Annotated in this window: 25 protein-coding genes; 12 read left to right on the top strand and 13 right to left on the bottom strand. The window is 70.0% G+C overall.

The features are described from left to right. Positions 1-2: 2 nt before the first annotated feature. Positions 3-2,066 carry an APC family permease gene (locus tag ASH02_RS10015; protein ID WP_442938213.1) on the bottom strand — a complete coding sequence of 688 codons (2,064 nt, stop codon included), beginning with the start codon at positions 2,064-2,066 and terminating at the stop codon, positions 3-5. Positions 2,067-2,146: 80 nt separating this feature from the next. Here ASH02_RS10015 and ASH02_RS10010 point away from each other — a divergent pair, with 80 nt between their 5' ends. Beyond that, entirely contained in the window at positions 2,147-2,812 is a 666-nt protein-coding gene (locus tag ASH02_RS10010) for a potassium channel family protein (protein ID WP_056677104.1), read from the top strand. Beyond that, positions 2,812-3,477: a potassium channel family protein gene (locus tag ASH02_RS10005; protein ID WP_057294659.1), complete on the top strand. Its 666-nt coding sequence runs from the start codon at positions 2,812-2,814 to the stop codon at positions 3,475-3,477. Before ASH02_RS10010 ends, ASH02_RS10005 begins: the two co-directional genes overlap by 1 nt. A gap of 94 nt (positions 3,478-3,571) precedes the next feature. On the opposite strand, the gene ASH02_RS10000 is transcribed toward ASH02_RS10005, so the two are convergent. The 4 genes from ASH02_RS10000 to dut are packed head-to-tail and all read right to left on the bottom strand — an operon-like array spanning position 3,572 to position 5,884. Further along, positions 3,572-4,309, bottom strand: a complete 738-nt coding sequence (locus ASH02_RS10000) for a DUF3159 domain-containing protein (protein ID WP_057294658.1) — start codon at positions 4,307-4,309, stop codon at positions 3,572-3,574. After that, positions 4,306-4,677 (bottom strand): OB-fold nucleic acid binding domain-containing protein, encoded by a 372-nt coding sequence (locus ASH02_RS09995; RefSeq protein WP_056677098.1) that lies wholly within the window; start codon positions 4,675-4,677, stop codon positions 4,306-4,308. Before ASH02_RS09995 ends, ASH02_RS10000 begins: the two co-directional genes overlap by 4 nt. Before the next feature lie 17 nt (positions 4,678-4,694). After that, the gene (locus ASH02_RS09990) at positions 4,695-5,408 is read right to left on the bottom strand and encodes a DUF3710 domain-containing protein (protein WP_056677096.1); all 714 of its coding nucleotides are present in this window, start codon (positions 5,406-5,408) and stop codon (positions 4,695-4,697) included. After that, complete coding sequence (dut, locus tag ASH02_RS09985) at positions 5,405-5,884, bottom strand: dUTP diphosphatase (protein WP_057294657.1); 480 nt, start codon at positions 5,882-5,884, stop codon at positions 5,405-5,407. Before dut ends, ASH02_RS09990 begins: the two co-directional genes overlap by 4 nt. A 52-nt stretch (positions 5,885-5,936) precedes the next feature. Here dut and ASH02_RS09980 point away from each other — a divergent pair, with 52 nt between their 5' ends. Beyond that, complete coding sequence (locus tag ASH02_RS09980) at positions 5,937-6,386, top strand: DUF3093 domain-containing protein (protein ID WP_235530044.1); 450 nt, start codon at positions 5,937-5,939, stop codon at positions 6,384-6,386. Between the two features lie 212 nt (positions 6,387-6,598). Further along, positions 6,599-6,943: a DUF4235 domain-containing protein gene (locus tag ASH02_RS09975; RefSeq protein ID WP_057294656.1), complete on the top strand. Its 345-nt coding sequence runs from the start codon at positions 6,599-6,601 to the stop codon at positions 6,941-6,943. Between the two features lie 75 nt (positions 6,944-7,018). Here the strand turns inward: ASH02_RS09975 and ASH02_RS09970 are convergent, their stop codons facing one another. The 5 genes from ASH02_RS09970 to ASH02_RS09950 all read right to left on the bottom strand — a co-directional run bounded on the left by ASH02_RS09970 (position 7,019) and on the right by ASH02_RS09950 (position 12,972). After that, entirely contained in the window at positions 7,019-7,309 is a 291-nt protein-coding gene (locus ASH02_RS09970) for a DUF4193 domain-containing protein (protein ID WP_056677086.1), read from the bottom strand. 138 nt (positions 7,310-7,447) lie between these two features. Then, the gene (locus ASH02_RS09965) at positions 7,448-8,242 is read right to left on the bottom strand and encodes an inositol monophosphatase family protein (protein WP_156409742.1); all 795 of its coding nucleotides are present in this window, start codon (positions 8,240-8,242) and stop codon (positions 7,448-7,450) included. Then, on the bottom strand, positions 8,239-9,324 hold the full coding sequence (locus tag ASH02_RS09960) for a ferrochelatase (protein WP_057294792.1): 1,086 nt from the start codon (positions 9,322-9,324) through the stop codon (positions 8,239-8,241). Before ASH02_RS09960 ends, ASH02_RS09965 begins: the two co-directional genes overlap by 4 nt. Before the next feature lie 161 nt (positions 9,325-9,485). Beyond that, positions 9,486-11,864 (bottom strand): M4 family metallopeptidase, encoded by a 2,379-nt coding sequence (locus ASH02_RS25620; RefSeq protein ID WP_082620844.1) that lies wholly within the window; start codon positions 11,862-11,864, stop codon positions 9,486-9,488. A 121-nt stretch (positions 11,865-11,985) separates the two neighbouring features. After that, complete coding sequence (locus ASH02_RS09950; RefSeq protein ID WP_156409741.1) at positions 11,986-12,972, bottom strand: helix-turn-helix domain-containing protein; 987 nt, start codon at positions 12,970-12,972, stop codon at positions 11,986-11,988. Positions 12,973-13,178: 206 nt separating this feature from the next. Between ASH02_RS09950 and ASH02_RS09945 the strand changes: the two genes are divergently transcribed. Further along, positions 13,179-14,063, top strand: a complete 885-nt coding sequence (locus ASH02_RS09945; protein WP_057294654.1) for a hypothetical protein — start codon at positions 13,179-13,181, stop codon at positions 14,061-14,063. Between the two features lie 55 nt (positions 14,064-14,118). Here the strand turns inward: ASH02_RS09945 and ASH02_RS09940 are convergent, their stop codons facing one another. Then, positions 14,119-15,933, bottom strand: a complete 1,815-nt coding sequence (locus ASH02_RS09940) for a Xaa-Pro dipeptidyl-peptidase (RefSeq protein WP_057294653.1) — start codon at positions 15,931-15,933, stop codon at positions 14,119-14,121. 141 nt (positions 15,934-16,074) lie between these two features. On the opposite strand from ASH02_RS09940, the gene ASH02_RS09935 reads away from it, so the two are divergent. Together ASH02_RS09935 and ASH02_RS09930 are read left to right on the top strand one after the other, a co-directional pair. Further along, positions 16,075-17,262, top strand: a complete 1,188-nt coding sequence (locus tag ASH02_RS09935; RefSeq protein ID WP_056890898.1) for an MFS transporter — start codon at positions 16,075-16,077, stop codon at positions 17,260-17,262. After that, the gene (locus ASH02_RS09930) at positions 17,259-18,563 is read left to right on the top strand and encodes a D-arabinono-1,4-lactone oxidase (RefSeq protein ID WP_200959112.1); all 1,305 of its coding nucleotides are present in this window, start codon (positions 17,259-17,261) and stop codon (positions 18,561-18,563) included. The genes ASH02_RS09935 and ASH02_RS09930 overlap by 4 nt, the downstream gene beginning before the upstream one ends. Before the next feature lie 119 nt (positions 18,564-18,682). Here ASH02_RS09930 and ASH02_RS09925 read toward each other — a convergent pair whose 3' ends face one another. Then, the gene (locus ASH02_RS09925) at positions 18,683-19,309 is read right to left on the bottom strand and encodes a trimeric intracellular cation channel family protein (protein WP_057294651.1); all 627 of its coding nucleotides are present in this window, start codon (positions 19,307-19,309) and stop codon (positions 18,683-18,685) included. Positions 19,310-19,487: 178 nt separating this feature from the next. On the opposite strand from ASH02_RS09925, the gene sepH reads away from it, so the two are divergent. Next, the gene (gene sepH, locus ASH02_RS09920) at positions 19,488-20,537 is read left to right on the top strand and encodes a septation protein SepH (RefSeq protein WP_057294650.1); all 1,050 of its coding nucleotides are present in this window, start codon (positions 19,488-19,490) and stop codon (positions 20,535-20,537) included. A gap of 76 nt (positions 20,538-20,613) precedes the next feature. After that, entirely contained in the window at positions 20,614-22,617 is a 2,004-nt protein-coding gene (locus ASH02_RS09915; RefSeq protein ID WP_057294649.1) for an SDR family oxidoreductase, read from the top strand. Between the two features lie 6 nt (positions 22,618-22,623). Here the strand turns inward: ASH02_RS09915 and ASH02_RS09910 are convergent, their stop codons facing one another. Then, on the bottom strand, positions 22,624-23,433 hold the full coding sequence (locus tag ASH02_RS09910; RefSeq protein WP_056890893.1) for a sulfurtransferase: 810 nt from the start codon (positions 23,431-23,433) through the stop codon (positions 22,624-22,626). A 76-nt stretch (positions 23,434-23,509) separates the two neighbouring features. On the opposite strand from ASH02_RS09910, the gene ASH02_RS09905 reads away from it, so the two are divergent. From ASH02_RS09905 to ASH02_RS09895, 3 genes are all read left to right on the top strand, one after another. Beyond that, the gene (locus ASH02_RS09905; RefSeq protein ID WP_057294648.1) at positions 23,510-24,178 is read left to right on the top strand and encodes a thymidine kinase; all 669 of its coding nucleotides are present in this window, start codon (positions 23,510-23,512) and stop codon (positions 24,176-24,178) included. Positions 24,179-24,280: 102 nt separating this feature from the next. Further along, positions 24,281-24,742, top strand: coding sequence for a hypothetical protein (locus ASH02_RS09900; RefSeq protein ID WP_056890891.1), 462 nt, complete (start codon positions 24,281-24,283; stop codon positions 24,740-24,742). Further along, positions 24,743-26,200, top strand: a complete 1,458-nt coding sequence (locus ASH02_RS09895) for a multicopper oxidase family protein (RefSeq protein ID WP_235539019.1) — start codon at positions 24,743-24,745, stop codon at positions 26,198-26,200. Positions 26,201-26,203: the final 3 nt, after the last annotated feature.

The following is a 26,203-nucleotide window of genomic DNA, read 5'->3' as shown; positions in this document are numbered from 1 at the left end:
GGCTAGTCCTGTCGGTCGTTGTGGGGGCCGCGCGGGTTGCGCGTCGTGGACCCGATCGCGCCCCGGCGTACGTCGCCGGCCCTGGTGCGGGTCAGGTCACGCTGCTCACGCTCGAGGGCCACCACCGAGGAGCGGAGCTGGTAGGGCACCGACGTCACCATCACGCCGGGCGTGAAGAGCAGGCGACCCTTGAGGCGCAGGGCCGTCTGGTTGTGCAGCAGCTGCTCCCACCAACGGCCCACGACGTACTCGGGGATGTAGACGGCCACGACGCCGCGCGGGTTGGCCCGCCGGATCTCGATGGCGTAGTCGACGATCGGCTTCACGAGCTCGCGGTACGGCGAGTAGAGGACCTTGAGGGGTACGTCGATGCCGCGCTCGTCCCACTCGGCGAGGAGCTTGTCGGTCGCCTTGGTGTCGGTGCCGACGTAGACCGCCTCGAGGACGTTGGGCCGGGTCGCCTTGGCGAAGGCCAGCGCCCGCAGGGTCGGCTTGTGCAGCTTCGAGGCCAGCACGATCGCGTGCACCCGGGTCGGCAGGATCTTGTCCTGGTCGTCGGCGGCGAGCTCCTCCTCGACCAGGTCGTAGTGCTTGCGGATCGCCTTCATCAGGATGAAGAAGACGATCATCGCCAGGATCGTGATCCAGGCACCCTGCAGGAACTTGGTGATCAGCACGACGACGAGCACGGCGCCGGTCATCGCCAGGCCGATGGTGTTGATGATCCGCGACTGCTGCATCTTGCGCCGCGCGGCGGCGTCGGTCTCGGTCAACAGGTGGCGGGTCCAGTGCCGGATCATGCCGAGCTGGCTCAGCGTGAACGACACGAAGACGCCCACGATGTAGAGCTGGATCAGCCGGGTCACCTGAGCGTCGAAGGCCCAGATCAGGATCATCGCCACGACGGCCAGGAACACGATGCCGTTGCTGTAGGCCAGCCGGTCGCCGCGGGAGCCGAGGGCCCGGGGGGCGAGCCCGTCGCGGGCGAGGATAGAGCCCAGCACCGGGAAGCCGTTGAACGCCGTGTTGGCGGCGAGCACCAGCACGATGCCGGTCATCGTCACCACGAAGTAGAAGCCCGGTGAGAAGTTGTCGAAGACGGCGCGGGCGATCTGGGCGATCACGGTGTGCTGGTCGTAGTCGGCCGGCAGGGCCTTGCCGTCGGCGGTGGAGAGCCGGTCGAGGTCGTGCGGGTCGACGTACTTCAGCCCCATCTCGCGGGCCAGCAGGATCACGCTGAGCATCATCGTGATCGCGATCATGCCCAGCAACAGCAGCGTCGTCGCCGCGTTCTGCGACTTCGGCCTGCGGAACGCGGGCACGCCGTTGGAGATCGCCTCGACACCGGTCAGCGCCGCACAACCGGAGGAGAACGCCCGAGCCAGCAGGAACACCAGCGCCACCGTGGTCAGCTGACCCTCGTAGCCCGAGGACTCGGTGATCCGCAGGTCGGCACTCTCCACCTGCGGGAGGTCGCCGATGACGAAGCGGAGCAGGCCGTAGGCACACATGCCGAGGATGGCCAGCATGAAGGCGTACGTCGGGATCGCGAACAACGTGCCCGACTCGCGGATGCCGCGCAGGTTCAGCGCGGTGAGGATCACGACGAGCACCACGGCCGCCGTGGCCTCGTGGCCCGACAGCACAGGGAACGCCGAGGCGGCGTACTGCGCGCCGGACGAGATCGACACCGCCACGGTGAGCACGTAGTCGACCAGCAGCGCGGCCGCGACGGTCACCCCGGCGTTGCGGCCGAGGTTCTCGGTGGCGACCTCGTAGTCGCCGCCACCACTGGGGTAGGCGTGCACGGTCTGCCGGTACGACGCGACCACGGCGATCATCACCAGGGCGACGGCCAGCCCGATCTTCCATGACCACGTGTACGCCGTGGCGCCGGCCAGCGAGAGCATGATGAAGATCTCGTCCGGCGCGTAGGCCACCGACGACAACGCGTCGCTGGCGAACACGGGCAGGGCAACACGCTTGGGCAGCAGGGTCTCACCCAACTGCGAGCTGCGGAGCTTGCGGCCCAGCAGGATCCGTTTGGAAACGTCACCGACACCCACGAGCGAACAGGCTAGCCCCATCCGGGGCCACATGACGCACCGCCGCACCACGCGGCCCTCGCTGCGGTAGCGTCTGCGCTGTGCATGTCGTGATCATGGGTTGTGGCCGGGTGGGCTCCACGCTTGCCCGCAGCCTCGAGGACCGCAACCACACCGTGTCCATCATCGACAACAACCCCGATGCGTTCCGACGCCTCGGACCATCGTTCAACGGCGACAAGGTCACCGGCTACGGCTTCGACCAGGCGGTGCTTGCGAAGGCCGGCATCGCCCGGGCCGACGCGTTCGCCGCGGTCTCCAGTGGTGACAACTCCAACATCATCGCCGCGCGTGTGGCCCGTGAGAGCTTCGGCATCCAGCAGGTCGTCGCCCGCATCTACGACCCCGGCCGCGCCGAGGTCTACCAGCGCCTCGGCATCACCACGGTCGCCACCGTGAAGTGGACCGCCGACCAGGTGCTGCGACGCATCCTCCCGGCCGGCGCCGAGCCCGACTTCCGCGACCCGTCGGGGACTATCCGCGTCGACCAGCTGCCGGTCAGCGAGCCCTGGATCGGCCACCGCACCATCGACCTGCAGGAGCAGGCGCGGGTCCGGATCGCCTGGATCGACCGGCTCGGCGAGGGCATGCTGCCCAACAAGGACACCGTTCTCCAGGAGGGCGACCTCCTCCACGTGGTGATCCGCGAGGAGAACGCCGCCGCGGCGTACACCGTGATCGAATCCGGCCCGGAGGACAAGAACTGATGCGTGTTGCCATCGCCGGAGCCGGCGCAGTCGGCCGCTCCATCGCCCGGGAGCTCATCGACAACGGCCACGAGGTGCTGTTGATCGACAAGAACGCCGGATCGATCAAGCCCGAGAGCGTCCCCGACGCCGAGTGGCTGCTCGCCGACTCGTGTGAGCTGAGCTCGCTCGAGGAGGCCCGCCTGCAGCACTGCGACGTGGTGATCGCGGCGACCGGTGACGACAAGGCCAACCTGGTCACCTCGCTGCTGGCCAAGACCGAGTTCGGGGTCCCCCGCACCGTCGGCCGGGTCAACCACCCCAACAACGAGTGGCTGTTCACCGAGGCGTGGGGCGTCGACGTCAACGTGTCGACCCCGCGCATCATGTCGGCCCTCGTCGAGGAAGCCGTGTCGGTGGGCGACCTCGTGCGCCTGTTCACCTTCCGCCGGGGCAACGCCAACCTCGTCGAGATGACCCTGCCCGAGGAGTCGCCGTACGTCGGCGAGCCGACCGGCCTCATCCCGTGGCCCGAGAACTGCGCCCTCGTCTCGATCCTGCGCGACGGTCAGGTCTACACGCCCGACGCCGAGCAGCCGCTCGAGGCCGGTGACGAGCTGCTGTTCGTGGTCTCCGCGGAGGTCGAGGAGCGGCTCGAGCGGATGCTGGTCCCCCGCCCCGACTGACCCGTCGCCAGTTCCGGTTGACCTGTCGCCAGTTCAAGTCGACCCGTCGCCAGTTCAAGGCGCGTAGAAAAACTCACGACGGGTCGAGCGAAACTCACGACGGGTCGGGCTGGGGCTCCCGCATCGGCGTTGCGTTGCGGGCCAGCAGCCACACCATCAGCGCCAGGGCGGCCAGCTGGAGCGGCCAGCCCATCGCGATCTTGGCGATGCCGAGGGCCGCGATCGCGGCGTCCTTGTCCATCGACCCGCTGCGTCCGGCCAGGTAGAACGGCGACTGGACGACGACGCGCAGGATGCACGGCGCGACGAGCACCCAGGTGAGGCGGCTGCAGAGCTTGACGATCTGGGGGTCCTGGCGCCAGGCCGTCGGATCACCGGTCACGCTGCCGACCATGAACCCCATCAGGGGCCAGCGGGTCAGGCACGACAGGGAGAGCACGACGGCGTAGCCGGCGTTGTAGAGCAGGCCCGGCAGGAAGTAGGCCAGCGCCTGGTCGTTCGCGTCGCCGCCGGCCCGCGCCGCACGCAACGCGAAGAGGGCGCCGATGCCGATCCCGACCAGGGCGTTGACCACGAACTGGATCGAGGAGCGCTGCACCAGGCGCACCACCAGCGCGACCAGTGCCGCACCGACACTCACCCCCAGCGCGAGCTGGAGGTTCTTCGTGGAGAGGAACACGGCCGTGAACAGGATCGTGGGCACGGCGGCCTCGACCATGCCGCGTCGGCCACCGAGGGCGGTCGACAGTTGCCTGCGCACCAGCGCCTCGACGGTCTCGGTCGTGGGCCGGGAGGCCTGGCCCTCCGGCGCTGCGGGCTGGCTGTCGTTCACGGTGCCAGTTCGTATCGCGGGTTGTACATGACGCGGGTGCGCTCCTGGAGTCCGATGCGACCCTCGACGGTGACGGATCGGCCGGGGTCGATGCCGGTGATCCGGCGACGGCCCAGCCAGACGAGCGTGATCACGCCGGTGCCGTCGTACAGCTCGGCCTCGAGGGCGGGGACTCCGCCACGGGGTCGCAGGGTGACCGTGCGCAGGGTGCCGGTGAGCCGGATCCGCTCGCGGTCCGGCGCGTTCTCGATCGTGGTCAGGCCGGACGTGGCGACGCTCTCACGCAGGTCACGGGCGTGCTGGTCCGTGCTGTTCGCCCAGCTGCTGATCGCGCGCCGGAGTCGGCTGCGCTCCTTGCCTTCGGCCATGGGAACAGGCTACTGACTCAACCGACCCGGCGTGCCTGCGGAGGCACCACGATCGGCAGTTGGTCACCCGGAGCCATCGGCCCGTCACCGCGGCGTACGACGAGCGAGGCCACGGCGGCCTCCCACGCGCCCGCCAGCTGGCCGTTGACCGCCGGGGTGCCGAGATACGTCGCGCGGAGGAACCAGCGGGGCCCGTTGAAGCCCACGACCCGCGAGGGCTGCTGGCTGGTGGTGCCGTCGGAGGCGCGGACGCTGCGCCGGCACACCAGCTCGGTGCCGTGCGGGCCTTCCTGCTCGGTGGCGGTGCCGCCCTGACGCGCGGTCTCGGAGGCGATCTGGCGGCGTACGTCGGTCCACAGGTCGCCGTTGCGCGGAGCCGCGAAGGCCCGCACCTCGACGGCGCCGGTGGGCCCGGCGATCAGCACGCTCTGGACCTCGCCCGAGGCCTCCTCGACCTGGAGCCGGAGCTCGAGGCCCTCCGCGGGGGCGACCAGCATGCCGCCGAGGTCGATGCGGTCGACCCCGTCGTTCTCGACGTCGACCTCACTGATGTCACGCGGCGCGCCCGCCGGGTCAGGGGTCTCCGCGTCGGCCGTGGCGTCCGCGTTCTCGTCAGCGGTCGCGTCAGACTTCTCGTCGACGTCCGCTCCGACCTCGGTGCCCGACTCCGCAGCCTTCTCCTCGGCTGCGGGCGACTCCTCGGTCGTGCGGGACTTGCGTCCGAACTTCACTGGGCACTCCTCTGTGCGTCTGCGGTGGCGAAACCACCCGTGGAACCGTAGCCCCCCGCTCCACGCGCCGTGTCATCGAGCGTCTCCGACTCGATGAAGTCGGCGCGCTCGAAGCGCTGCAGCACCAGCTGGGCGATGCGGTCGCCACGGCGCAGCGTGACGGCCTCGTGGGGGTCGAGATTGATCAGCATCACCTTGACCTCGCCTCGATAGCCCGCGTCGATGGTGCCGGGGGCGTTCACGATCGAGAGGCCGTGGCGCGCCGCGAGACCGGAACGGGGATGGACCAGTCCGACGTACCCGTCGGGCAGGGCGAGCGCGATCCCGGTCGGGACCATCGCCCGCTCCCCCGGCGCCAGGGTCACCTCGACGGTGGTCATCAGGTCGGCGCCGGCGTCGCCGTCGTGGGCGTAGGACGGTAAGGGAAGGTCCTGGTCGAGACGCATGATGCGGACCGGGACCGGTGCAACTGACATGTGACCGACCCTACCTGCGTGTCATGGGCACCGGGATGAAAGGCTGGTCCTCGTGCAGTACGTCGAACAGCTCACCGTGTCGCTGCGCTGGTGGGTGCAGGGAACCATGCTCGTGGCGACCCTCTGGTTCGCGATCGCGGTGGCGATCCCCTCCATCCTGGCCGCCGCCCTGATCAGCTTGGGGGCGCTGGCGCTCATGGCCACGTGCCTGCTGATGTACGGCGCCGCGCGCATCGTCGTCGGCGACGGCCAGCTGCGCGCCGGGCGAGCCCGGATCGACCTCTCGTACGTCGGTGCGGCCGAGGCGCTCGACGCCGAGGGGACCAGACGCGTGGCCGGCGTGGACGCCGATGCCCGCGCCTACCTGCTGTTGCGGCCCTACCTGAAGCGTTCCGTGCGGATCGAGATCACCGACCCCTCGGACCCCACGCCGTACTGGCTGGTCTGCACGCGTCACCCCGACCGACTGGTCGCCGCGCTGGCCGCGGTCACGACACCGTAGGCCTTTGCTCCAGGCATCTCGTCCAGACGAGATGCTCCAAGGGGTGCCGGATCAGCTCGCGGGGNGCAAGGCGGACGAGCGAAGGCGGGACGGAGTCCCGTCGAGTCGAGGACAACGCCGCCGGTCGGAATGCGGGGCACCGTGAGCCCGGCAGGTCCCCTCCAGGCATCTCGTCTAGGGTGAGGACGCATTCCAACCCCCAGGAGGATCTGATGGCATCCGGCTCCAAGGCATGGTCGGCACTCTCCCTCGGCGCCGCGCTCGGTAGCGCGGCGGTCGCCAAGAAGGCGCTCAACGGCGGCTGGAAGGCAGCGACGGGAAAGACTCCCCCGGCCAATCCGGCGGACCCCGACGTGGACCTGTGGGAGGCCGTGATGTGGGCGGCCGTGAGCGGTACGGCGGTCGCCATCGTCAAGATGCTGGCCACCCGCAAGGCCGCGAACTACTTCACCAAGTCGACCGGCCACCTGCCGCCCGGCCTCGAGGCCGACGGCAAGGCGTCGTCCTCGCGCAGCTCCGACGCGGGCGACGTCCTGGCGTCAGGGATCAACGACTGACCGGTCCCCCGGCCAACGACAAGAGCCGCAACCCCGCGTCGGGGTTGCGGCTCTTCGTGTGTCGGGGCTGTCGCCTTACGCGCAGTCCTTGCAGATCAGCTTCTTGGCATCGGCCAGCTGGCTGCGGTGATGCACGAGGAAACAGCTCATGCAGGTGAACTCGTCATCCTGACGGGGCTTGACCTCGACGGCCAGCTCTTCGTGGGACAGGTCTGCTCCGGGCAGCTCGAAGGACTCTGCCGCCTCGGCCTCGTCCTCGTCGACCTTGCCGGAGTTCTTGTCGTGGCGTCGGGCCTTGAGCTCTTCAATGCTCTGTTCGCCCTGGTCTTCTTCGTTCTTGCGGGGTGCGTCGTAATCGGTCGCCATCAACTTCTCCAGTCAATCAACTGCGGTCGCGTCGTCGTCTGTTCGCGCGAGTCCCGGCGCCAGATTGTGCACCATCAACCGGGAACATGCACGCGCATTCCACACGATGTCTCGGCTGCAACGATCACCGGGGTCCACCTATTCCCGATCGAGGGCCAGGAACCCGCACGAAACCACGGCCTCCCGGAACTCCTCGAAGCCGTGCGCAGGGGCACACAGGAGGGCCTCCTTGCCGTCCCTACCGACCGTCACCTCGGTCCGGGCACCGGCCTCACGGGCGATCAGTGCGCCCGCGGCGTAGTCCCACTCGGCGACACCTTCCTCGACGTACGCATCGGCGGATCCGGAGGCCACGTGGCACAGGTCGAGGGCACAGGAACCCATCCGTCGGATGTCGCGCACCAGGGGCAGCAGCTTCGCGACCGCCGCGGCCTGCACCCTCCGGGTCCCGGCCTGGTAGTTGAAACCGGTCAGCACCAGGCGCTCGGCCAGCGGCGCCGGGCCACGCACCCGGAGGCGTACGCCGTCACGCCAGGCCCCGCCCCCGAGGGAGGCGAAGCACTCCTCACCGGTGGCGGCGTTGACCACGACACCGGCCACCACCCGGCCGTCCTGCTCGGCGGCGATCGAGACGGCGTACTGCGGGAGGCCGTAGAGGAAGTTCACCGTGCCGTCGATCGGGTCGACGATCCACCGGACCCCGGTCTCACCGCCGGCTCCGCCGCCCTCCTCGCCGAGGAACGCGTCCCCCGGCCGCGCGGCCAGCAGCCGCTCGCGGACCAGCGCCTCGCAGTCGCGGTCGACCTGGGTGACCACGTCGACGGCGCTCGACTTGGTGGCGGCGACCGAGACCCCACCGGCCCGCTGCGCCGCGACGAACGCGGCCGCTTCGCCGGCCACCCCACGGGCCAGGTTCAGCAGGTCGGTGTTCAATCGAGGCCGCCGAGGGCGGGCACGGGCCCGCGGGCGTTGGCGCAGCAGCCGGCCGCGCAGACGTCCCAGCACGCCGGGAGGCTGCCCTCCGCGGCACGGGTGACGTCCTCCCCGCGCTCGGCTGCCGCGCGCTCGAGCAGGAGGTCACGGACCATCGCCACGAACCGCGGGTCGATCCCGGCGGTGGCGGCGCGCACGAAGCTGAGCCCGAGCTTCTCGGCGGTCGCGGCCGCCTCGGTGTCGAGGTCGTAGACGACCTCCATGTGGTCGGAGACGAACCCGATCGGCACCACCACCACGGGCACCGACCCCTTGGCCGCCAGACGCGCGAGATGGTCGTTGACGTCGGGCTCCAGCCACGGGACGTGCGGGGCACCGGAGCGCGAGCAGTAGACCAGCTCGTGGGCGTGGCGATGGCCCGTCTCCAGGCGCACCCTCTCGACGATCTCCTGCATGACGCTGCGGTGCTGGGCGACGTACGCCCCGCCCTGGGGTCCGCTGGCGTCGTCCATGGCGATCGGGATGGAGTGCGTGACGAAGACCAGGTGGGCATCCTCGCGCTCGGTGTCGCGCAGCTCGGCCAATGCGGCCAGGGTGCTGTCGACCATCGAGGTGAGGAAGCCCGGGTGGTTGAAGTAGTGGCGCAACCGGTCGAGTCGCGGCGCGCCCTCGACCGCGGCACTGGCCTCGGCCAGGTTCTCGCGGTACTGGCGACAGCCGCTGTACGACGAGTAGGCCGAGGTGACCAGGCAGGCGGCCCGGGTGATGCCGTCGGCGGCCATCTGTGCGAGTGCGTCGGTCAGGTAGGGGTCCCAGTTGCGGTTCCCCCAGTAGACCGGGAGGTCGAGGCCGGCCCCGGCGAAGTCCTCACGGATGGCGGCCAGCAGCTCACGGTTCTGGTCGTTGATCGGCGAGCGGCCGCCGAACTCGAAGTAGTGCTCGCCCACCTCGACCAGGCGCTCGCGCGGGATGCCGCGGCCCCGGGTCACGTTCTCGAGGAAGGGCACGACGTCCTCTGGCTTCTCGGGTCCGCCGAAGGAGACCAGCAGCAACGCGTCGTACGGACCGGGATCGGAGTGCATGCAGACCATCCTAGGAACCACCTGCACACCCGCCCCGACCGACCGCGCGAACCGTGCGTTCTTGATGCGCGAACCGCGGATCATTGACGTCCGAGCCGTGGATCCTTGACGTCGCTGCATCAAGGATCCACGGCTCGGGGCGCAACAATCCACGGTTGGCGTCAGCCTGCCGGCAGCAGGCAACCCTCCTTCGCCAGGTCGAGCGAGTTGTCGTCGGCCAGGCAGGTGTAGAACCACGAGGTCTGCTGCGCGTAGGCAGCGCCCTTCTCGACGGTGACGTTGCCCTCCTCGTCAACCTCGCACGGGTTGTTCATCGTGCACTTCTCGCCGTCCTCGTTGCCGGTGTTGTTGGCAGCGACGACCTCGTGGGTCTCGGTGTCGACCACCGGCGACCCGGAGGTGCCGCCGATCGTCTCGCAGCCGGGCTGGCGGTACTTCACGGAGTCCTCCATGGTCCAGTCCGCTTCCTTGAGCTGCGGGATGGTGGAGTCGACCGAGCAGTCGTAGACCTTCTGCCAGTAGCCGGAGACGACCGCGATCGGCGTGCCGTCGGCCGGCGACTCCTTGGCCAGGGTGAGCGGCGTGAAGCCGTCGAACTCGTCGGCCAGCTCCTGGTAGGTCTTGTCCAGCCGGTAGAGCGACACGTCGGTCTTGGTCATCGTGGAGTAGAGGACGTCGGTCGCGCTGACGTCACCGGCCTCGTTGCCCTCTGTGTCGAGCAGCGTGAAGGTGCGGTTCGACGGCTGGTCGACGATGACCTCGCCGGCCTCGGGCATGCCGCCCTCGTAGCAGTGGCCGTTGGTCAGGCCCAGGGCCTTGTCCGTCGGCTCCGAGTCGTCGAAGCGGACCACGGAGGCCGAGCAGTTGTCGAGCGCGGCGATGCCGGTGAAGTCGACGCCCTCGGCCGGCGGGTCAGTCGGATCCGTCGGGTCGGTGGGATCCGTCGGGTCCGTGTCACCGCCACCCTCACAGGTGGGCTCGTCGGACTGGGCCGGTACGTCGACCGCGTCCCACGCCGCCTTGACCGCGTCGAACTCGGTGCAGCTGTCCGGGTAGAGGTTCTTCGCCGCGGTCAGCGTCCAGGTGCGGTACTTCAGGTACGAGCTGTCCGAGGTCTTCAGCAGCATCGCGTTGTAGACGATCTTGCCGGCCTTCTCGATGCCGATCCCGCTCACGTCGGAGTCGTTGCAGGTCGGGCTCTCCGGACCCTCGGCGGGCTTGTTGCCCTGCGACAGCAGGTAGAACCAGTGGTTGCCCGGTCCGGCGGTTGCGTGAACCTCACCGTTGGGGATGTCGTCGGTGTAGCAGTTCGGGTCACCGCTGACCTGCGACGGGTCGTACATGTTGCGGATCGGGCCCGACCCGACGAGGTCGATCTCCTCGCCGACCAGGAAGTCCGGCTCGTCGAACTCCTCCGGCTGCGCTGCGTAGGCCTCGGTCAGTGCGCCGAAGACGTCACCGATGAACTCCTGCGTGCCGTTTCCGGAGATGCCACCGGGCGTGTGGTCGTCGATGCCGTGGCCGAGCTCGTGCGCCATGACGTCGATGGAGGAGATCCAGTCCCCTGCCTGGTTGTGCCCGATCTGCACCTGGGTGCCGTCGTAGTAGGCGTTGAGGTCGTCGAGGCCGACGCGGATCGGCAGGAAGCCGCCCTCGCCGTCCATGCCGTCGCGGCCGAGCCACTCCTCGAGCATCTTGTTCTGGGTCTGGGCCGCGAAGAGCGCGTCGACGCAGCCGGTCTCCTTGTTGGTGGCGTCGCCGTCACCCCAGGCGTCGTCGGGACCGGTGAAGGTCTTCTCGGTCGCGGAGTCCTGGCAGGTGAGGCCGGAGACCGCGGGGTCGGTCATCTCGAAGGCCCCGTCGGAACCTGACGTGTCCAGCGCCAGCGGCGACGGGCCGTTGTAGGCACCCGTGCCCTCACCGGCCACGACGTGCTCGGTGCTGTCGATGAACTTCCCGGTCAGCGCGTCGACGTACACCGTCTGTCGCGAGGGTGCACCCGACTTCGTGCCGGCCACGGTGGTCGACCACGCGAGGCGGGGCGTCCTGCCCAGTGCGTGCACGACCAGGGTCGGCGCCGAGTCGGAGGTGACCTTCGAGAGTCGGGCCTTGGCGGTGTCGAGGGCGGAGCTGGAGCTGACCTTCGGCTGTACCGCAAGGCTCGAGATCTTGCGGTCCTGCGCGACGGACGTGCCCTGCACGTTGCCCTGGAGGTCGGTCATCACGACGAAGTCGCCGCCGACGACCGGCAGCCCCTTGTAGGTGCGCTCGTAGGGGACGTACTGCGTCTTGCCGGACCGGATCACGGTGCCGGCGTCGAACTTGTCCGACGCTCCCGCGTGCAGCGCTGCGGGTGCTCCCTTGACGAACTGGCTGGCGCCGCTGGCAGCCATGGCACGCGGCGTGGGATCGGCCTTCTGGTCCGACGAGGACGAGGCGCTGGCCCCTGCGATCGCGAGGCTCGACAGGCTGAGCGCCGCGACCACGGAGAGCGTCGTCGTCATCGCCACCTTGCGGATGGAGGATGCGGACACGACCATATTTGTTCCCTTCGGATGGGGTGTGGTGCACGACATCTTGTGGCGGCACCCACCACGAGGGGAACGATCTCCGGCTGGCCGAGAAGCGCCATGGCCGCGATCAGTCAGTGTCGAGGGAGGGTCAGACGAGACCTCGGCGTACGGCCTGCACGCCGGCCTGGAAGCGTGACTCGATGCCGAGCTGCTCGAAGAGCAGGCGGGTCTTGCGGGTGAAGGTGCGTGGCGCGACGCCAAGCTGGCGGGCGATGGCCTGGTCCGTGAGCCCGTCGGCGAAGAGTCGCAGCATCAGCCGCTGCTCGTCGTCGAGGTCGGGCCCGTTCGTGCGGACCGGCCGGCCGATCGTGGCCTCCATCGGCGTCGCCTCGGCCCAGCAGAACTCGAACATGCGGGTGAGCAGCTGCACGTAGGCACTGCCGCGTACGACGACCGCACCGGAACGCCCCTCGGCCCACTTCATCGAGCACACCGCGATCACGCCGTCGGCCAGCACCATGCGGAAGGGCAGGGTGTCGCGGATCCGCACCTGGGCACCGGCCTCGGTCAGCTGCTCGAGGTAGCGAAGGGTCGGCAGGCTGCGCACTGCGCTGGTCAGGTAGATCGTGCGCACCTCGACCCCACGCTCGAGCACCGCGAGGTCCTGGGGCAGGGCCGCGTCGATCGCCTCCTGGGGCAGGGCGCCCCCCGAGTGCGCGGTGAGGAGCTGGTGCTGCAACGAGTCGCCGAGCTCGGCCAGGAAGGCACGCGCGGTCTCGTTGCCCTCGAGGACGGTGTTCATCGCGTCGTCGTCGACCACCACACGCAGCGCGGGCAGCAGCGCGGCCATCGACTCGATGTCGGCGGCCAGCCGGCTCGCCGTCTCCGACCAGTCGGCCACCGAGCGGCCGTGGTCCTGGAGCACCTGCTCGGCGGCGCGCATCGGGTCGACGACGGTCCAGCGTTCACCGGCGGTGCCTCGCACCAGGCCGAGCTGCACCAGCTCCTCGCGCGCGGCCGCCAGGGCCTCGGGCGTCACGCCCAGCGTCTCGGTCATGCGGTCGTCGGACCAGTCGCCGTTCTGTCGGGCAAGTCGGTAGAGGCTGATCGCGAGGTCGTGGACTGAGTCGGGCACGAGGAACACCTTTGCGGGTTCCCCCCGGCGTTGTCGAGCGCACCGGGAGCCCCGACCGTGCATCTGTGTTGGACTCGGTCAACGACATGGCCGATCATGGCCGTGGCCACGATCGGCCACCGTGGAGGCGTAGCCCGAGCCGTCCGTCAAGGGTGATCCTTCGGGCACCGCCCGTCCCACCATTTGGACTTCAAGGGGTTTCCAGCATGCGCGCGTCCCGGCTCATCACGCCGCTCGTCTCCGTCGCCGTCACCACGGCAGCACTCTGTGTCATCAGCTCCCCGCCCTCCGTCGCCAGCCTCGCCTGGGCCGACGATCCGTGCGAGACCAACGGCGGCCAGGTCGCCGTCGCGCCCGACATGTCCGCGGCCCCCTCGGTCGAGCATCCGATGGCGTACGTCGCCTGCGCCGACGGAGCCCTGCTCTACCACGGCGCCTACGGCCGCGGCACCAACGAGCGGATCCCCGGCGTCGAGGCCGACACCTTCGTCGACGTGGTCTCCGCGCCCGGTCACAGCATGTACGCCGTGACCAGCTACGGCCGGATCACCACGGTCGGCGCCGACGCCGAGTTCTACGGAGACATCTACCCCACCGCAGGTGTGGTCGCCGTCGAGGTGACCGAGTCCGGTGAGGGCTACTGGATCGTGACCCGCAACGGCGAGGTCTTCGGCTTCGGCGACGCCACCGACATGGGTCCGGCAGAGGACACGGTCGTCGACGCGCCCATCGTGGCCTTCACCGCCGACGGGTCCGGTGGCGGCTGGGTCGTCACGGCGGCCGGCCAGGTGGTGCCCCTCAACGGCGCCACCGACCACGGGTCCGTGCGCAGCCGCGTGGCCGCCGACGACCGGGTGGTCGGCATCGTCTCCGACCGACGGTCCGGCGGATTCTGGGTGGTCACCCGCGAAGGACGCGTCATCGAGACCGGCGGCGCCCCCGCCGAGACCGAGCAGGCCACCTGCCAGGACAACCCCGGTGGCCAGCCGCCGTTCAGTGGCGCGGTCGGCGACTACCACCCCGACGCATCGGCCCGCCTGTGGATCTACAGCGTCAACGGCGGCATCTGCGGGTTCAACCCCGGGGAGTGACGCCCCGGCTGGTGACGCCGGTGACGCCGGGTGACCTCACCAGCCGAACCACCCCTCAGCGCGTGGCGTCGAGGAACGCCTCCGGCCCGCCGACGAACGGCAGCCCGAACGTGGTCCGCGACATGTCGAGGGTCAGCTCGTTGCCCGCCGGCGGCAGGATCGTGTAGTCCAGCTCGGACTGCATGACCACGACACCGACACGGTGCCCCGGCGCGAAGACGTAGTCGTTGGCCTGCAGCGTCACGTCCATCGCATAGGCCTGGCCGGGCCTGACCCTCAGGGTCCGGTCGATGCGCCGCCGGTTCTGCGGGTCGCGCCACCCCTCGGAGATGACCCGCGCGACACTGCCGTCGGGGGCGATGTCGACGACACCCACGGTCACGTTGGCGGCGCCCTGCCCGAGGCTGAACCGCAGTTCGGCCGTGGGCGTGCCGCTCAGGTGCAGCGAGCCGGTGAGCGGTGCACTGGTGAAGACCAGGCCGTGCTCACTCGACCCGGACTCGACGAGGTCCTCGACGGTCTGGGTCGGGATGTCGGAGAACGTGGCGTACGACGAGCGCCCGTGGCCGCGCACGGTCGACAGGTCGCCGGTGGCGTCGTCACCTGGTGCCGAGCCACGCAGCACGACGTCGCCAGATCCGGGCACCGGCCAGTCGGCGTACGTCACGTCGTTGCCGTCCTCACGCTCGATGATCGCGTGGGGCGCGGTCTCGGCATCGTTGTCGACGTCGAAGAGGAAGTGGGTGAACCACTTGTTGAGGTCGGTGGCCGGTGCCGCTCCCCCATGACCGCCCTGGTGCCAGTAGATCCGGTGCGGCACGCGGCGCGACACCGCGGCGTACCACTCGGCGGCCTGCCGGGTCTTGACGTTGTTGTCCTGCAACCCGTGCACGACGAACACGGCGGCGCGCACCTTGCGGGCGTCCTTCAGGTAGTTGCGCTTGCTCCAGAACGGGCTGTGGTCGCCGGTCGTGCGGTCCTGGTCGCGGGCGATCTGCGCCCGCACGGGCTTGCAGATCTCGCGGTCGGCACGTGTGTAGACGTAGTCGAAGAGGACGTCCTCGTCCTCGCCCTGGTAGCCACCGGGAGCGACCACGGCACCGTCGGCGCGGTAGTAGTCGTACCAGTTGTCGATCGCCGAGACCGGCACGATCGCCTTGAGGTTGGGTACGCCGGTGCTCGCGACCGCGTTGGGCAGCGTGCCGTTGTAGGAGGTGCCCATCATGCCGACCTGCGTCGTCGTCCAGTCGGCGCGCAGCGGTGCGCCGTCGGCGTCGACGGCGCGGGCCCGGCCGCCCACCCAGTCGATGACGGCCTTGACCGCGGCGGTCTCCTCGGGGCCGCCGATCGTGGGGCACCCCTCGGACTCGCCGGTGCCGACGGACTCGACGTGCATGACCGCGAAGCCGCGAGGGACCCAGGTGTTGACCATGCTGTTGCTGATGATCGAGGGCCCGACGTCGGAACGACGTACCCCGTCCCGGTCAGGCCGGCCGGGCTTGCCCGGCTCCCACAGCTCGTGGTGGACGTCGTGGTTGACCACGTCGTTGCCGCCCGCGTAGTAGGGGCTCGCCTCCATCAGCACCGGGAGCTTGACGCCCTCCTCGGTCTCGGCCGGCCTCGTGATGTCGAAGTGGATGCGGTCCGGGGCGCCGTCGCCGTCCGAGTCGACGTCGGCGATCGCCCACCCTTCCTCGCGGATCCAGCTCGCGGAGTCGGTGTAGACCGGCTGTGCCTGGCCGTCGACGAAGACCGGGTGCTGCACTTCGCCGTCGACGGCACCGGCCGTGGGTTGGGGCCCTGCCGTGACGGCGAGGGCGAGGGCGACGGCGGTGCCGCCGGCCAGGAGGGAGAACGTCTGGCGTTGCATGGTGGGTCCTGTCCCGAGAGAGATGGCGTGGATCACACGGCCTTCCGCAGGCTAGAGCTGAAAAACCGGGAGCCGCAAGGGCACCTCGTCTGACAGGCTGCGCAGTGACGTCCCACCCCCGTGAGCCCGAAGGACCAACCGGTGCTGTCCTCCTACCGCCGCGTGCTGGCCACCCCCGGCGCCTGGCAGTTCAGCCTGAGCGGGTTCGTCGGCAGGCTCCCGATCTCGATGGGCAGCCTCGGCATCGTGCTGCTCATCTCGGCGAGCACGGGCTCCTACGGGTTGGCCGGCACGGTCGCCTCGGCGTACCTCTTCTCCAACGCGGTCTTCGCAATCCTGCAGGGGCGCCTCGTCGATCGCTTCGGCCAGCACGTCGTGCTGCCGGTGGCGCAGACACTCTTCACCGTCGCCCTGTCCCTGATGATCTGGGCGGTCGAGGCCGACGCGAGCAGATTCGTCGTGCACGCCCTGGCGGTCGTCGCCGGCGGTGCGCTCCCGCAGGTCGGCGCCTGCGTGCGGGCCCGGTGGTCGCACGTGCTCCCCGACGGCCGCTCGGTGCAGACCGCCTACGCGCTCGAGGGAGTGGTCGACGAGGCGCTCTTCGTCACCGGACCCACCGCCGTGACGTTCCTGGCCACGGCCTGGGACCCGGTGGCCGGACTGGTCACCGCGATGACGTGCGGCCTGGCCGGCACCTTGGCCCTGGCCGCACAACGCCGTACCCAGCCACCGTCGCGGGCACACCACGCGAGCAGTGGCGACCGGCCGCCGATGCCCTGGCGCACCGTGGTCCCGCTGGCCGTCATGTGCGTGGCCCTGGGCGTGGTCTTCGGCTCCGTCGAGGTGATCACCGTGGCGTTCTCCGACGAGCAGGGCGCCAAGCAGTGGGCCGGGCCCCTGCTCGGGTTGTGGGCACTGGGCAGCCTGGTCGCCGGTCTGGCCAGCGGCGCGGTCAACTGGCGCACTCCCCCGGACACCCGGGCCCGCTGGGGCGTGCTCGCGCTCGGGCTCACGATGGTGCCGCTGGCCTTCGTCGGGTCGATGGCCGTGATGGGCGGCTTCCTGCTGCTCGGCGGCATGGCGATCGCACCGACCCTGATCGCCACCCTCTCGGCCACCGAACGCGCCGTTCCGTCCAGTCGCCTCACGGAGGGCATGGCGATCCTGCACACCGGCCTCGGTGTCGGGGTCGCGCCCGGCGCGGCACTCGCCGGCTTGCTGATCGACGCGCACGGCGCCTCCCCGGCGTACGTGGTCCCGGCCGCAGCCGGTCTGCTCGGCGCCGCGGCGGCATGGAGTGCGCGGGCACCAGTAACCTCCTCGCCATGACGCAATGGCGCAACTGGTCAAGCCTGGAGTCCTCCGACCCCGCGGACGTCGTGACGCCGGCCTCGGTGGCCGAGGTGGCGGCGGCGGTGACCGACGCCGCCGAGCGCCGCACCACGGTGAAGATGGTCGGCACCGGCCACAGCTTCACCGGCATCGCCGCACCCGAGGGCGTCATGCTGAGTCCCGCCGCGTTGAGCGGGATCCTCGCCGTCGACCGTGACGCGATGACGGTCACCGCGCTCGCCGGCACGCCCCTGCACGTGCTGAACAGTGAGCTGGCCCGCCTCGGGCTCTCGTTGCACAACATGGGCGACATCGCGGAGCAGACCCTGGCCGGGGCCACCAGCACCGGCACGCACGGCACCGGTGGGATCAAGGCGTCGTTGTCGGCGCAGGTCTCCGGCCTCGAGATGGTGGTCGGCGACGGCACGCTCGTGCGCGCTTCTCGTGACGAGAACCCCGACGTGTTCGCCGCCGCCCGGCTGGGCCTGGGCGCGCTCGGCGTGCTCACCTCTCTGACCTTCGACGTCGAGCCGCTCGGTGTGCTCGAGGCCCACGAGCAGCCGATGCTGTGGGACGAGGCGCTGGCCCGGTACGACGAGTTCGTCGACGCCAACCACCACTGCGACATGTACTGGTTCCCGCACACCGACCGCATGCAGGTCAAGGTCAACAACCGCCTCGACCTCGAGCCCGACGAGGCCGAGCCGCTGTCCCGCTTCCGGGCCTGGCTCGACGACGACTTCCTGTCCAACACCGCCTTCGCCGGGGTGAACGCGCTCGGCAACCGGGCGCCGGGCCTGGTGCCCCGGCTCAACGAGCTCTCCGGACGACTCCTGTCCGAGCGCACCTACAGCGACGTCCCGCACCGCGTCTTCACCTCCCCGCGCCGCGTGGTGTTCCGCGAGATGGAGTACGCCCTCCCCCGCGAGACCGGACTGGCCGCGCTGAGGGAGGTGCGTCGGCTGATCGACGCCTCCGACTGGCGGATCAGCTTCCCGGTCGAGGTGCGGATGACTCCGGCCGACGACCTCACCCTCGGCACGTCGTCGGGCCGCGACTCGATCTATCTCGCCTTCCACGTCAACCGCCGTACCGACCACACGGCGTACTTCGGCGGCGTCGAGGAGATCCTGCGCGCCCACGACGGGCGGCCGCACTGGGGCAAGGTGCACACGCGTACGGCCGACGACCTGGCGCCGGCGTACCCGCGCTGGCAGGAGTTCCTCGACCTGCGCGACCGGCTCGACCCCGACCGGCTCTTCACCAACACCTACCTGCGTCGCGTCCTCGGCGACTGAGACTCGCCCCGCCCGCCGCGAGTAACGCGGGGTTACGGTCGCTCCACACGCGTCGTGACGCGGGTGAACCGTCGACACCACCGCACAAGTGCCGCCGTACGACGGACGCGGCGAAGCGTTCAGACGCTCGCGGAACCGCGCGGCATCGGAGCCTGCCAGTTGCGTCGCAGCGCGACCAGCCGCCAGACCAGGCAGAGCAGACCGCCCGTCGATGCCACCAGCCAGATCGGCTGGTCGTACTGGTGGAGCACGGCCGCCACCGCCGCTCCGGCCAGGGCGGGCGTGGCGTAGAGCTCGCCCCGGAAGACGACCGGCACGCGGCCGGCGAGCACGTCGCGTGCCATGCCGCCGCCGATGCCGGTGACCATGCCCATCAGGGCCGCCGGCGCCGGCCCGAGGCCGTGCTCCATGGCCTTGATCGTGCCCGTCACGCAGAACAGCGACAGGCCGAAGGCGTCGAAGACGTTGACGTAGGGCTCCATGCGGCCCAGCGCCGGGTGCTGCACGAACGTGATCAGCCCGGCGGCCACCGGCACGATCAGGTAACGCCAGTCGGCCAGTGCCGCCGGTGGGGTCGCGTCGATCAGGACGTCGCGCAGGAAGCCGCCGCCGAGCCCCGTCGTGCCGGCCAGCACGAGCACGCCGAACAGGTCGAGCTGCTTGCGTACGGCGACCAGGGCACCCGAGATCGCGAAGACGAAGATGCCGATCAGGTCGAAGGTGACCAGCAACGGCATGGAGGACATGAGCGGAGTTTAGAGGGTTCACGGATGACGGGTGGCCCCCATCCGCGAGCGCTCTTCATGGCGCTTCCCGGCGACGGATCAAGGGGCGCGCCGCCTGCGCTGCGACCCGGCGCCACGCCGCTGGCGTAGGCTCGGCGCGACACCGGAGACGAACGGGACGAGACGACAAGGATCAGCAATGGTGCAGCTCACGCTCGCAGGATTGAGCGGGGACAAGAAGCGCCTGCTGCTGGTCAGCGACTCGGGCGAGGAATACTCCCTCGTCATCGACAACAACCTCCGGGCCGCCCTGCGCGGCGAGCACGCACGACTCGGCCAGTTGGAGATTCAGATGGAAAGCACGCTCCGCCCCCGCGACATCCAGGCCCGCATCCGCGCCGGGGAGTCGCCTGAGTCGGTTGCCCAGGCAGCACACACCACTGTCGAGAAGATCCTGCCGTTCGCCAACCCGGTGCTCGCCGAGCGCGCCCACGTCGCCGAGCGTGCCCAGCGTGCGTCCGTACGCCGCAAGGCCGGCGACCAGGGCGCCCGCACCCTGGGCCAGGCCGTGGCCGCCCAGCTCAGCCCGATGGCCCTCTCGACCGAGATCGTCGACTGGGACTCCTGGCGCCGCGAGGACGGCCGTTGGACCCTCACCGGCACCTACACCGCCGGCAAGCGCAAGGGCACCGCCCAGTTCACCTTCGACGCCCCCGGCAACTACGTCGTCGCGGAGAACGACGACGCGCGCTGGCTGGTCGGCGAGCCCACCTCCGCGGCACCCAAGGCCGCCCGCCGTGACGATCTGCAACAGGCCCGGAAGCGCCGACTGTCCGCCGTACCCGAGGAGGAGCTGCCCCTCGGCGACGATGCGATCGAGCTGGCCAACGAGGCCGCCGCGGTCGACCCCGACGAGTCCACCGTGGACCTGACCGAGACCGCCCAGCAGGTCCGTGAGGTCGAGGCTGCGCCCGATCCCGACGCCGAGCCCGAGGCGCCGGTCGACGCCGACGACCGCGAGGAACCCAGCCTCTCCCCGACTCCGGAGCCGCTGGCCGACGAGCCGGCCGCCCACGCTGCCCACACCAGGCACACCGAGCCGGTTGAGACCGCGGAGCCTGTCTCCGAGGAGTCCGCAGCACGGGAGGCGGAGGCGGAGCAGCCAGCGCCACGCAAGCCCCGCAAGAAGGGCCGGGCCTCGGTGCCGAGCTGGGACGAGATCATGTTCGGCGGCGGCAAGTCCGAGTAGTTACCTTCGAGTAACATTCGCCACATGTCGGTCCGGACCATGTCCCTGCGGGGGATTTCGGGACTAGTCTCCCGCCATGTCGTATTTCGTGACCGGGTCCACCGGGTTCATCGGTCGATTCTTCGTCCAGGAGCTGCTCGACAACCGCGAGGGTGAGATCTTCGTACTGTGCCGGGAGAGCTCGCTCCCCCGGCTCGAGCGACTGATCAGCCGTTGGGGCAGCGATCGGGTCACTCCGGTGATCGGTGACCTCGCCTCGCCCGACCTGGGCGTCGACCCCGAGTGGATCACGGCGAACACCGGCAAGGTCGAGCACTTCGTGCACCTCGCCGCGATCTACGACATGACCGCCGACGACGCGACCAACGACGCGATGAACGTCGACGGCACCCGCTACGCCCTCACCCTCGCCGAGACCCTGGGGGTCGGCTGCTTCCACCAGGTCTCGTCCGTCGCGGCCGCCGGCAGCCACCACGGCACGTTCGACGAGACCATGTTCGACGAGGGCCAGGCGCTGCCCTCGCCGTACCACCGCACGAAGTTCGAGTCCGAGAAGCTGGTCCGGGAGTCGAGCGTCCCCTGGCGGGTCTACCGTCCCGCGATCGTGGTCGGCCACTCCGAGACCGGCGCGATGGACAAGATCGACGGGCCCTACTACTTCTTCCCGTTGATGAAGCGGCTGCGCGACGTGATGCCGTCGTGGATTCCCATGCTGGGCGTCGACCTCGGCGACACCAACGTCGTGCCGGTGGACTACGTCGCCAAGGCGATGGACCACCTGGCCCACGTCCCGGGGCACGACCGGGAGGCCTTCCACCTGGTCAACCCCGAGCCGCAACCGGTCGTCGAGATGATCAACACCTTCTGCTCCGCAGCCGGTGCGCCCCAGTTCGCCCAGCCGATCGGCCGGTCGGTGACCTCGCGCCCACTCGGTGCCCTGCCCCGGTCGCTGCGCCCGCTCAACCTGGCCAACTCTGCGATCCGCAGCGCTCCGGTCCAGGCCATGCTCAACCAGACCGTGGGCCGCCTGGGCATTCCCGCGGAGGTGCTCGCGCACAGCTCCTTCGAGGCGACCTTCGACTCCCGTCGCACCGAGCAGGCGCTGGCCGGGTCGGGCATCTCGGTGCCGACGCTCGAGTCCTACTCGCGGCTGCTGTGGAACTACTGGGAGGAGAACCTCGACCAGACCACCGCCCGCGACGCCGACATCCGCAAGGCGCTGGAGGGCAAGCACGTCGTGATCACGGGCGCCTCCTCCGGCATCGGGCAGGTCACCGCGCTCAAGGTGGCCCAGGCCGGCGGCATCCCGGTGCTGGTGGCCCGCGGCAAGGAGAAGCTCGAGGACCTCAAGATCACCATCGAGATGCGCGGCGGCACCGCCCACGTCTTCCCGTGCGACCTCTCCGACCTCGAGGCCATCGACGACCTGTGCGAACGTCTGAGCAGCCAGCTGCCGTCGGTCGACTTCCTGGTCAACAACGCCGGGCGCTCGATCCGCCGCTCGATCAAGCTGAGCCACGACCGGTTCCACGACTTCGAACGCACCATGCAGCTCAACTACTTCGGTGCGATCCGGCTGATCATGGGCCTGTTCCCGACGATGCGCGAGCAGAAGAGCTCCCACATCGTCAACATCAGCTCCATCGGCGTGCAGACCAGCCCGCCGCGGTTCTCCGCGTACGTCGCGTCGAAGGCCGCGCTCGACGCCTGGAGCAACGTGGTGTCCTCCGAGGTCGTCGGGGACGGCATCACGTTCACCAGCATCCACATGCCCCTGGTGAAGACGCCGATGATCGCGCCGACCAAGCTCTACGACAAGTTCCCGACCATCTCACCCGCCCAGGCCGCCGACGTGGTGATCAAGGCGCTCGTCGAGAAGCCGCACGAGCTGAACACCATGCTCGGCAACGCCGGGGCGGTGGCGCACACCGTCGCCCCGAAGGCGTCGTTCCGGTTGCTGAACATGGCCTACCACGTGTTCCCCGACTCGGCGGCCGCCCGCGGCACCGACGCCGAGGGTGGCAAGCGCGAGAGCGAGCAGGTCATGCTGGCCCGCCTGTTCAAGGGCATCCACTGGTAGCAGTGGTCAGCCGGTCTCGACCGGCCGCTCAGGGTCGGTGATCCAGCCGCTCCACGAGCCGGGGTAGAGGGCAGCTCGCACGCCGGCCAGCTCGAGGGCCAGTACGTCGTGGGCCGCGGTCACGCCCGACCCGCAGTACGCCGCCACCTCGGCACCAGGAACCGCACCGACCTCGGCGTAGACCTCACGGAGCTCATGGGGATCGCGGAAGTGACCGTGGTTGTCGAGGTTGCGCACGGTCGGCACGTTGACCGCGCCCGGGATGTGACCGGCCACCGGGTCGATCGGTTCCACCTCGCCCCGGAAGCGCTCGGGGGCACGGGCATCGACCAGCACGGAGACCGCCGGCACCTCGTCCGCGTCGACGACCGGCATCGCGTCCGGCGTACCGGCGAAGTCACCGGGGACCGGCCTGACCGGTCCGGTCCCGACCGCACCGCCGGCGGCCACCCAGGCCGGCCAGGCACCGTCGAGCAGACGTACGTCGGGGTGTCCGTAGTGCCGCAGCAGCCACCAGGCGCGCGCCGCCGCGTGGCCGGACCAGTCGTCGTAGACCACGACGGCACGGTCGTTGCGCACCCCGGCCCGACGCATCGCCTCGACGAACACGTCCGGTTCCGGCAGCGGGTGCCGACCGCCCTCCCCGGGCGGAGTGGCCAGGTCGAGGTCGAGGTCGACGTACGCCGCACCGGGGACGTGCCCGGCCTCGTGCTGCTCTCGTCCGGTCGGATCGCCGAGGCGGTAGCGGACGTCGAGCAGCGTGACCTCACGCAGGCATTCCTGCAGTTCGGAGGCGGTGATCAGTGGGCCGGTCATGGCGTCCATCCTGCCGGTTCCCCGGTCGGCATGCCCACCGGGACGGCGTCCGTGCAGCGTGGCATCATTGCGCCCCGTGGCTGAACTTCACTTCTTCACCGGGACCATGGACTCGGGCAAGAGCACCTTGGCGCTCCAGACGAACCACAACCACGCGGCCAGGGGTCGGATCGGCCGGATCTTCACCACGCACGACCGCTCGGGCGAGGCGTTGCTCTCCTCCCGACTGGGGCTCACCCACGAGGCGCTCGAGGTCACCCCGGAGTTCAGCTTCTGGAAGTACGTCGTCGACACGCTCACGCAGGGCGGCCGGATCGACTACCTGATCTGCGACGAGGCACAGTTCTACTCCCCCGAGCAGATCGAACAGCTCGCCAAGGTCGCCGACGAGCTCCAGATCGACGTGTTCGCCTTCGGCATCCTCACCGACTTCCGGTCACGTCTCTTCCCCGGCAGCGCCCGACTGGTCGAGCTGGCCGACCGGATGAACGTGCTGCAGGTCGAGGCGCTGTGCTGGTGCGGCAAGCGCGCCACCCACAACGCCCGCACCGAGAACGGCGCGATGGTCACCGAGGGCGACGTCGTGGTCGTGGGCGACGTCGAGGCGGTCGACTCCCCCGACAGCGGTGGACCGGGCGCCGACGTGGCCTACGAGGTGCTCTGCCGCCAGCACCACCGACGCAAGCTCACCGCGGCCAGGGCCAAGGCCGTCTCTCTCGCCCCCGATCCCCTCCCCTTCGGCTGACCCGTCGTACCCGATTCGGGCCAGCCCGTTCGGGCCATGTTCCCCGGCGCCGGATGACGCCATGCTGTCCCCACCAGGATCTTCCTGTCGCGAGGGGGCATCATGCGAAACGCATACCGGGTACTGGCCTATCTGATCGCCCTCGAGGTCGTGATCCAGGCGAGCGCGATCGCGTGGGCGTTCTTCGGCTTCGGCAAGTGGATCGAGGACGGCAACGTCTTCAACAAGGCGACGCTGGACTGCGACGACTGCGGTTGGAACTTCTACGCCGAGCGGGGGTTCATGATCCACGGGCTGAACGGCGCCATGATCATCCCGGCCATCTCGCTGATCTTCCTGGTCGTCTCGTTCTTCGCCAAGGTCCCGGGCGGGGTCAAGTACGCCGGCATCCTCTTCGTCCTGGTCATCATCCAGTCCCAGGTACTGCCCGGGCTCGGCCACGAGTACCCGATCTTCGGTGCCGTGCACGGCCTGAACGCACTCCTCGTGTTCGGACTCGCGGTGGTCGCGGGGCACCGCGTGGCCTCGACTCGGGCCGAGGAACCCGTGCCGATGGCCGTCTAGGTGGCCCCCAGCGCGTTGCGCTCCGGCCGGTTGCGCCTGTTGGTCGCCACGGTCGCCACCCTGGCCGTGGCTGTCCCCATCGCCTGGATGTGGGAGAACAGCCTCGTCCCGGACACCTACGACATGGCCACGATGGGCTACCACGACTACGGTGGCGGCCCGCACGGCCACCGACATGACCACCAGCATGACCACGCCGGGACGGCGGTGGCCGACCTGGTCGAGGAGTCCGGGCGACCGGCCGACGTCTCGGTCACCCTCACGGTGCGTCGGCAGGACGGCCGCTACACGGTCAACGGCACCAGCCCGGGTCCGACGATCCGGGCCACCGTGGGCGACCTCGTGCAGGTGCGACTGGTCAACGAGAACATCGGCGACGGCACGACCCTGCACTGGCACGGGGTGGACGTGCCCAACGCCATGGACGGCGTGGCCGGCGTGACCCAGGACGCGGTCATGCCGGGGGACGACTTCGTCTACCGGTTCGTCGTCGACCGGATCGGCACCTACTGGTACCACTCGCACCAGGTCTCCCACGAGCAGGTCCGCAACGGCCTGTTCGGTGCTCTCGTGGTGGACCCGGAGGACCCCGATCCGGCAGTGCTGGACCGGACCGTGCTCCTCCACGAGTACGGCACCCGGGCCACCCTCGACGGACGCCCCGGCACCACCGCGGTCGACGCCCTGCCCGGCCGGCCCGTCAGGCTGCGGGTGGTCAACACCGACAACGTCGCGCAGACGGTCTGGGTCACCGGCGCGGCCTACGAGGTGCGGGCCGTCGACGGCACAGACCTCAACGGCCCCGAGCCCGTGACCGGAAAGGGGATCGAGGTGACCGCCGGAGGTCGCGTGGACCTGGGCTTCGTCGTACCCCCGGGCGGTGCCCGCGTCGACTTCGGAGGTACGACGGCACTGACCCTCGGTGGCGACCCTTCCGGAGGCCGGGAGGCCGAACCTCCCGGAGAGCTCATCGACCTCCTGGACTACGGCGAGCCGACCGGCACCGGTCTCGACGCCGGCCACCCGGACCGTGAGTTCGACTACCGCATCGGTCGGCGCCTCGGGTTCCTCGACGGCAGGCCGGGGCGCTGGTGGACGATCAACGGGCACATCTTCCCGAACGTCCCGATGTACATGGTGGGCGAGGGCGACGTCGTCGTCTTCCACATCGACAACGGCAGCGGCGAGCCCCACCCGATGCACCTGCACGGGCACCACGTGCTGGTGCTGTCACGCAACGGGGAGCCGGCCACCGGCAGCCCGTGGTGGGTCGACTCCCTCGACGTGGCCACCGGGGACTCCTACGACATCGCGTTCGTCGCCGACAACCCCGGACTCTGGATGGACCACTGCCACAACCTCCCCCACGCGGCGGAGGGCCTGGTCACCCACCTGATGTACACGGATGTCACGTCCTCGTTCTCGATCGGAGGGCGCACGGACAACCATCCGGAGTGACCC

Origin of the sequence: Nocardioides sp. Soil796, assembly GCF_001429525.1 — a bacterium.
GTDB lineage: Bacteria > Actinomycetota > Actinomycetes > Propionibacteriales > Nocardioidaceae > Nocardioides.
Note: the sequence above shows the minus strand (reverse complement) of the source record. Positions and strands in the feature narration are given on the sequence as shown.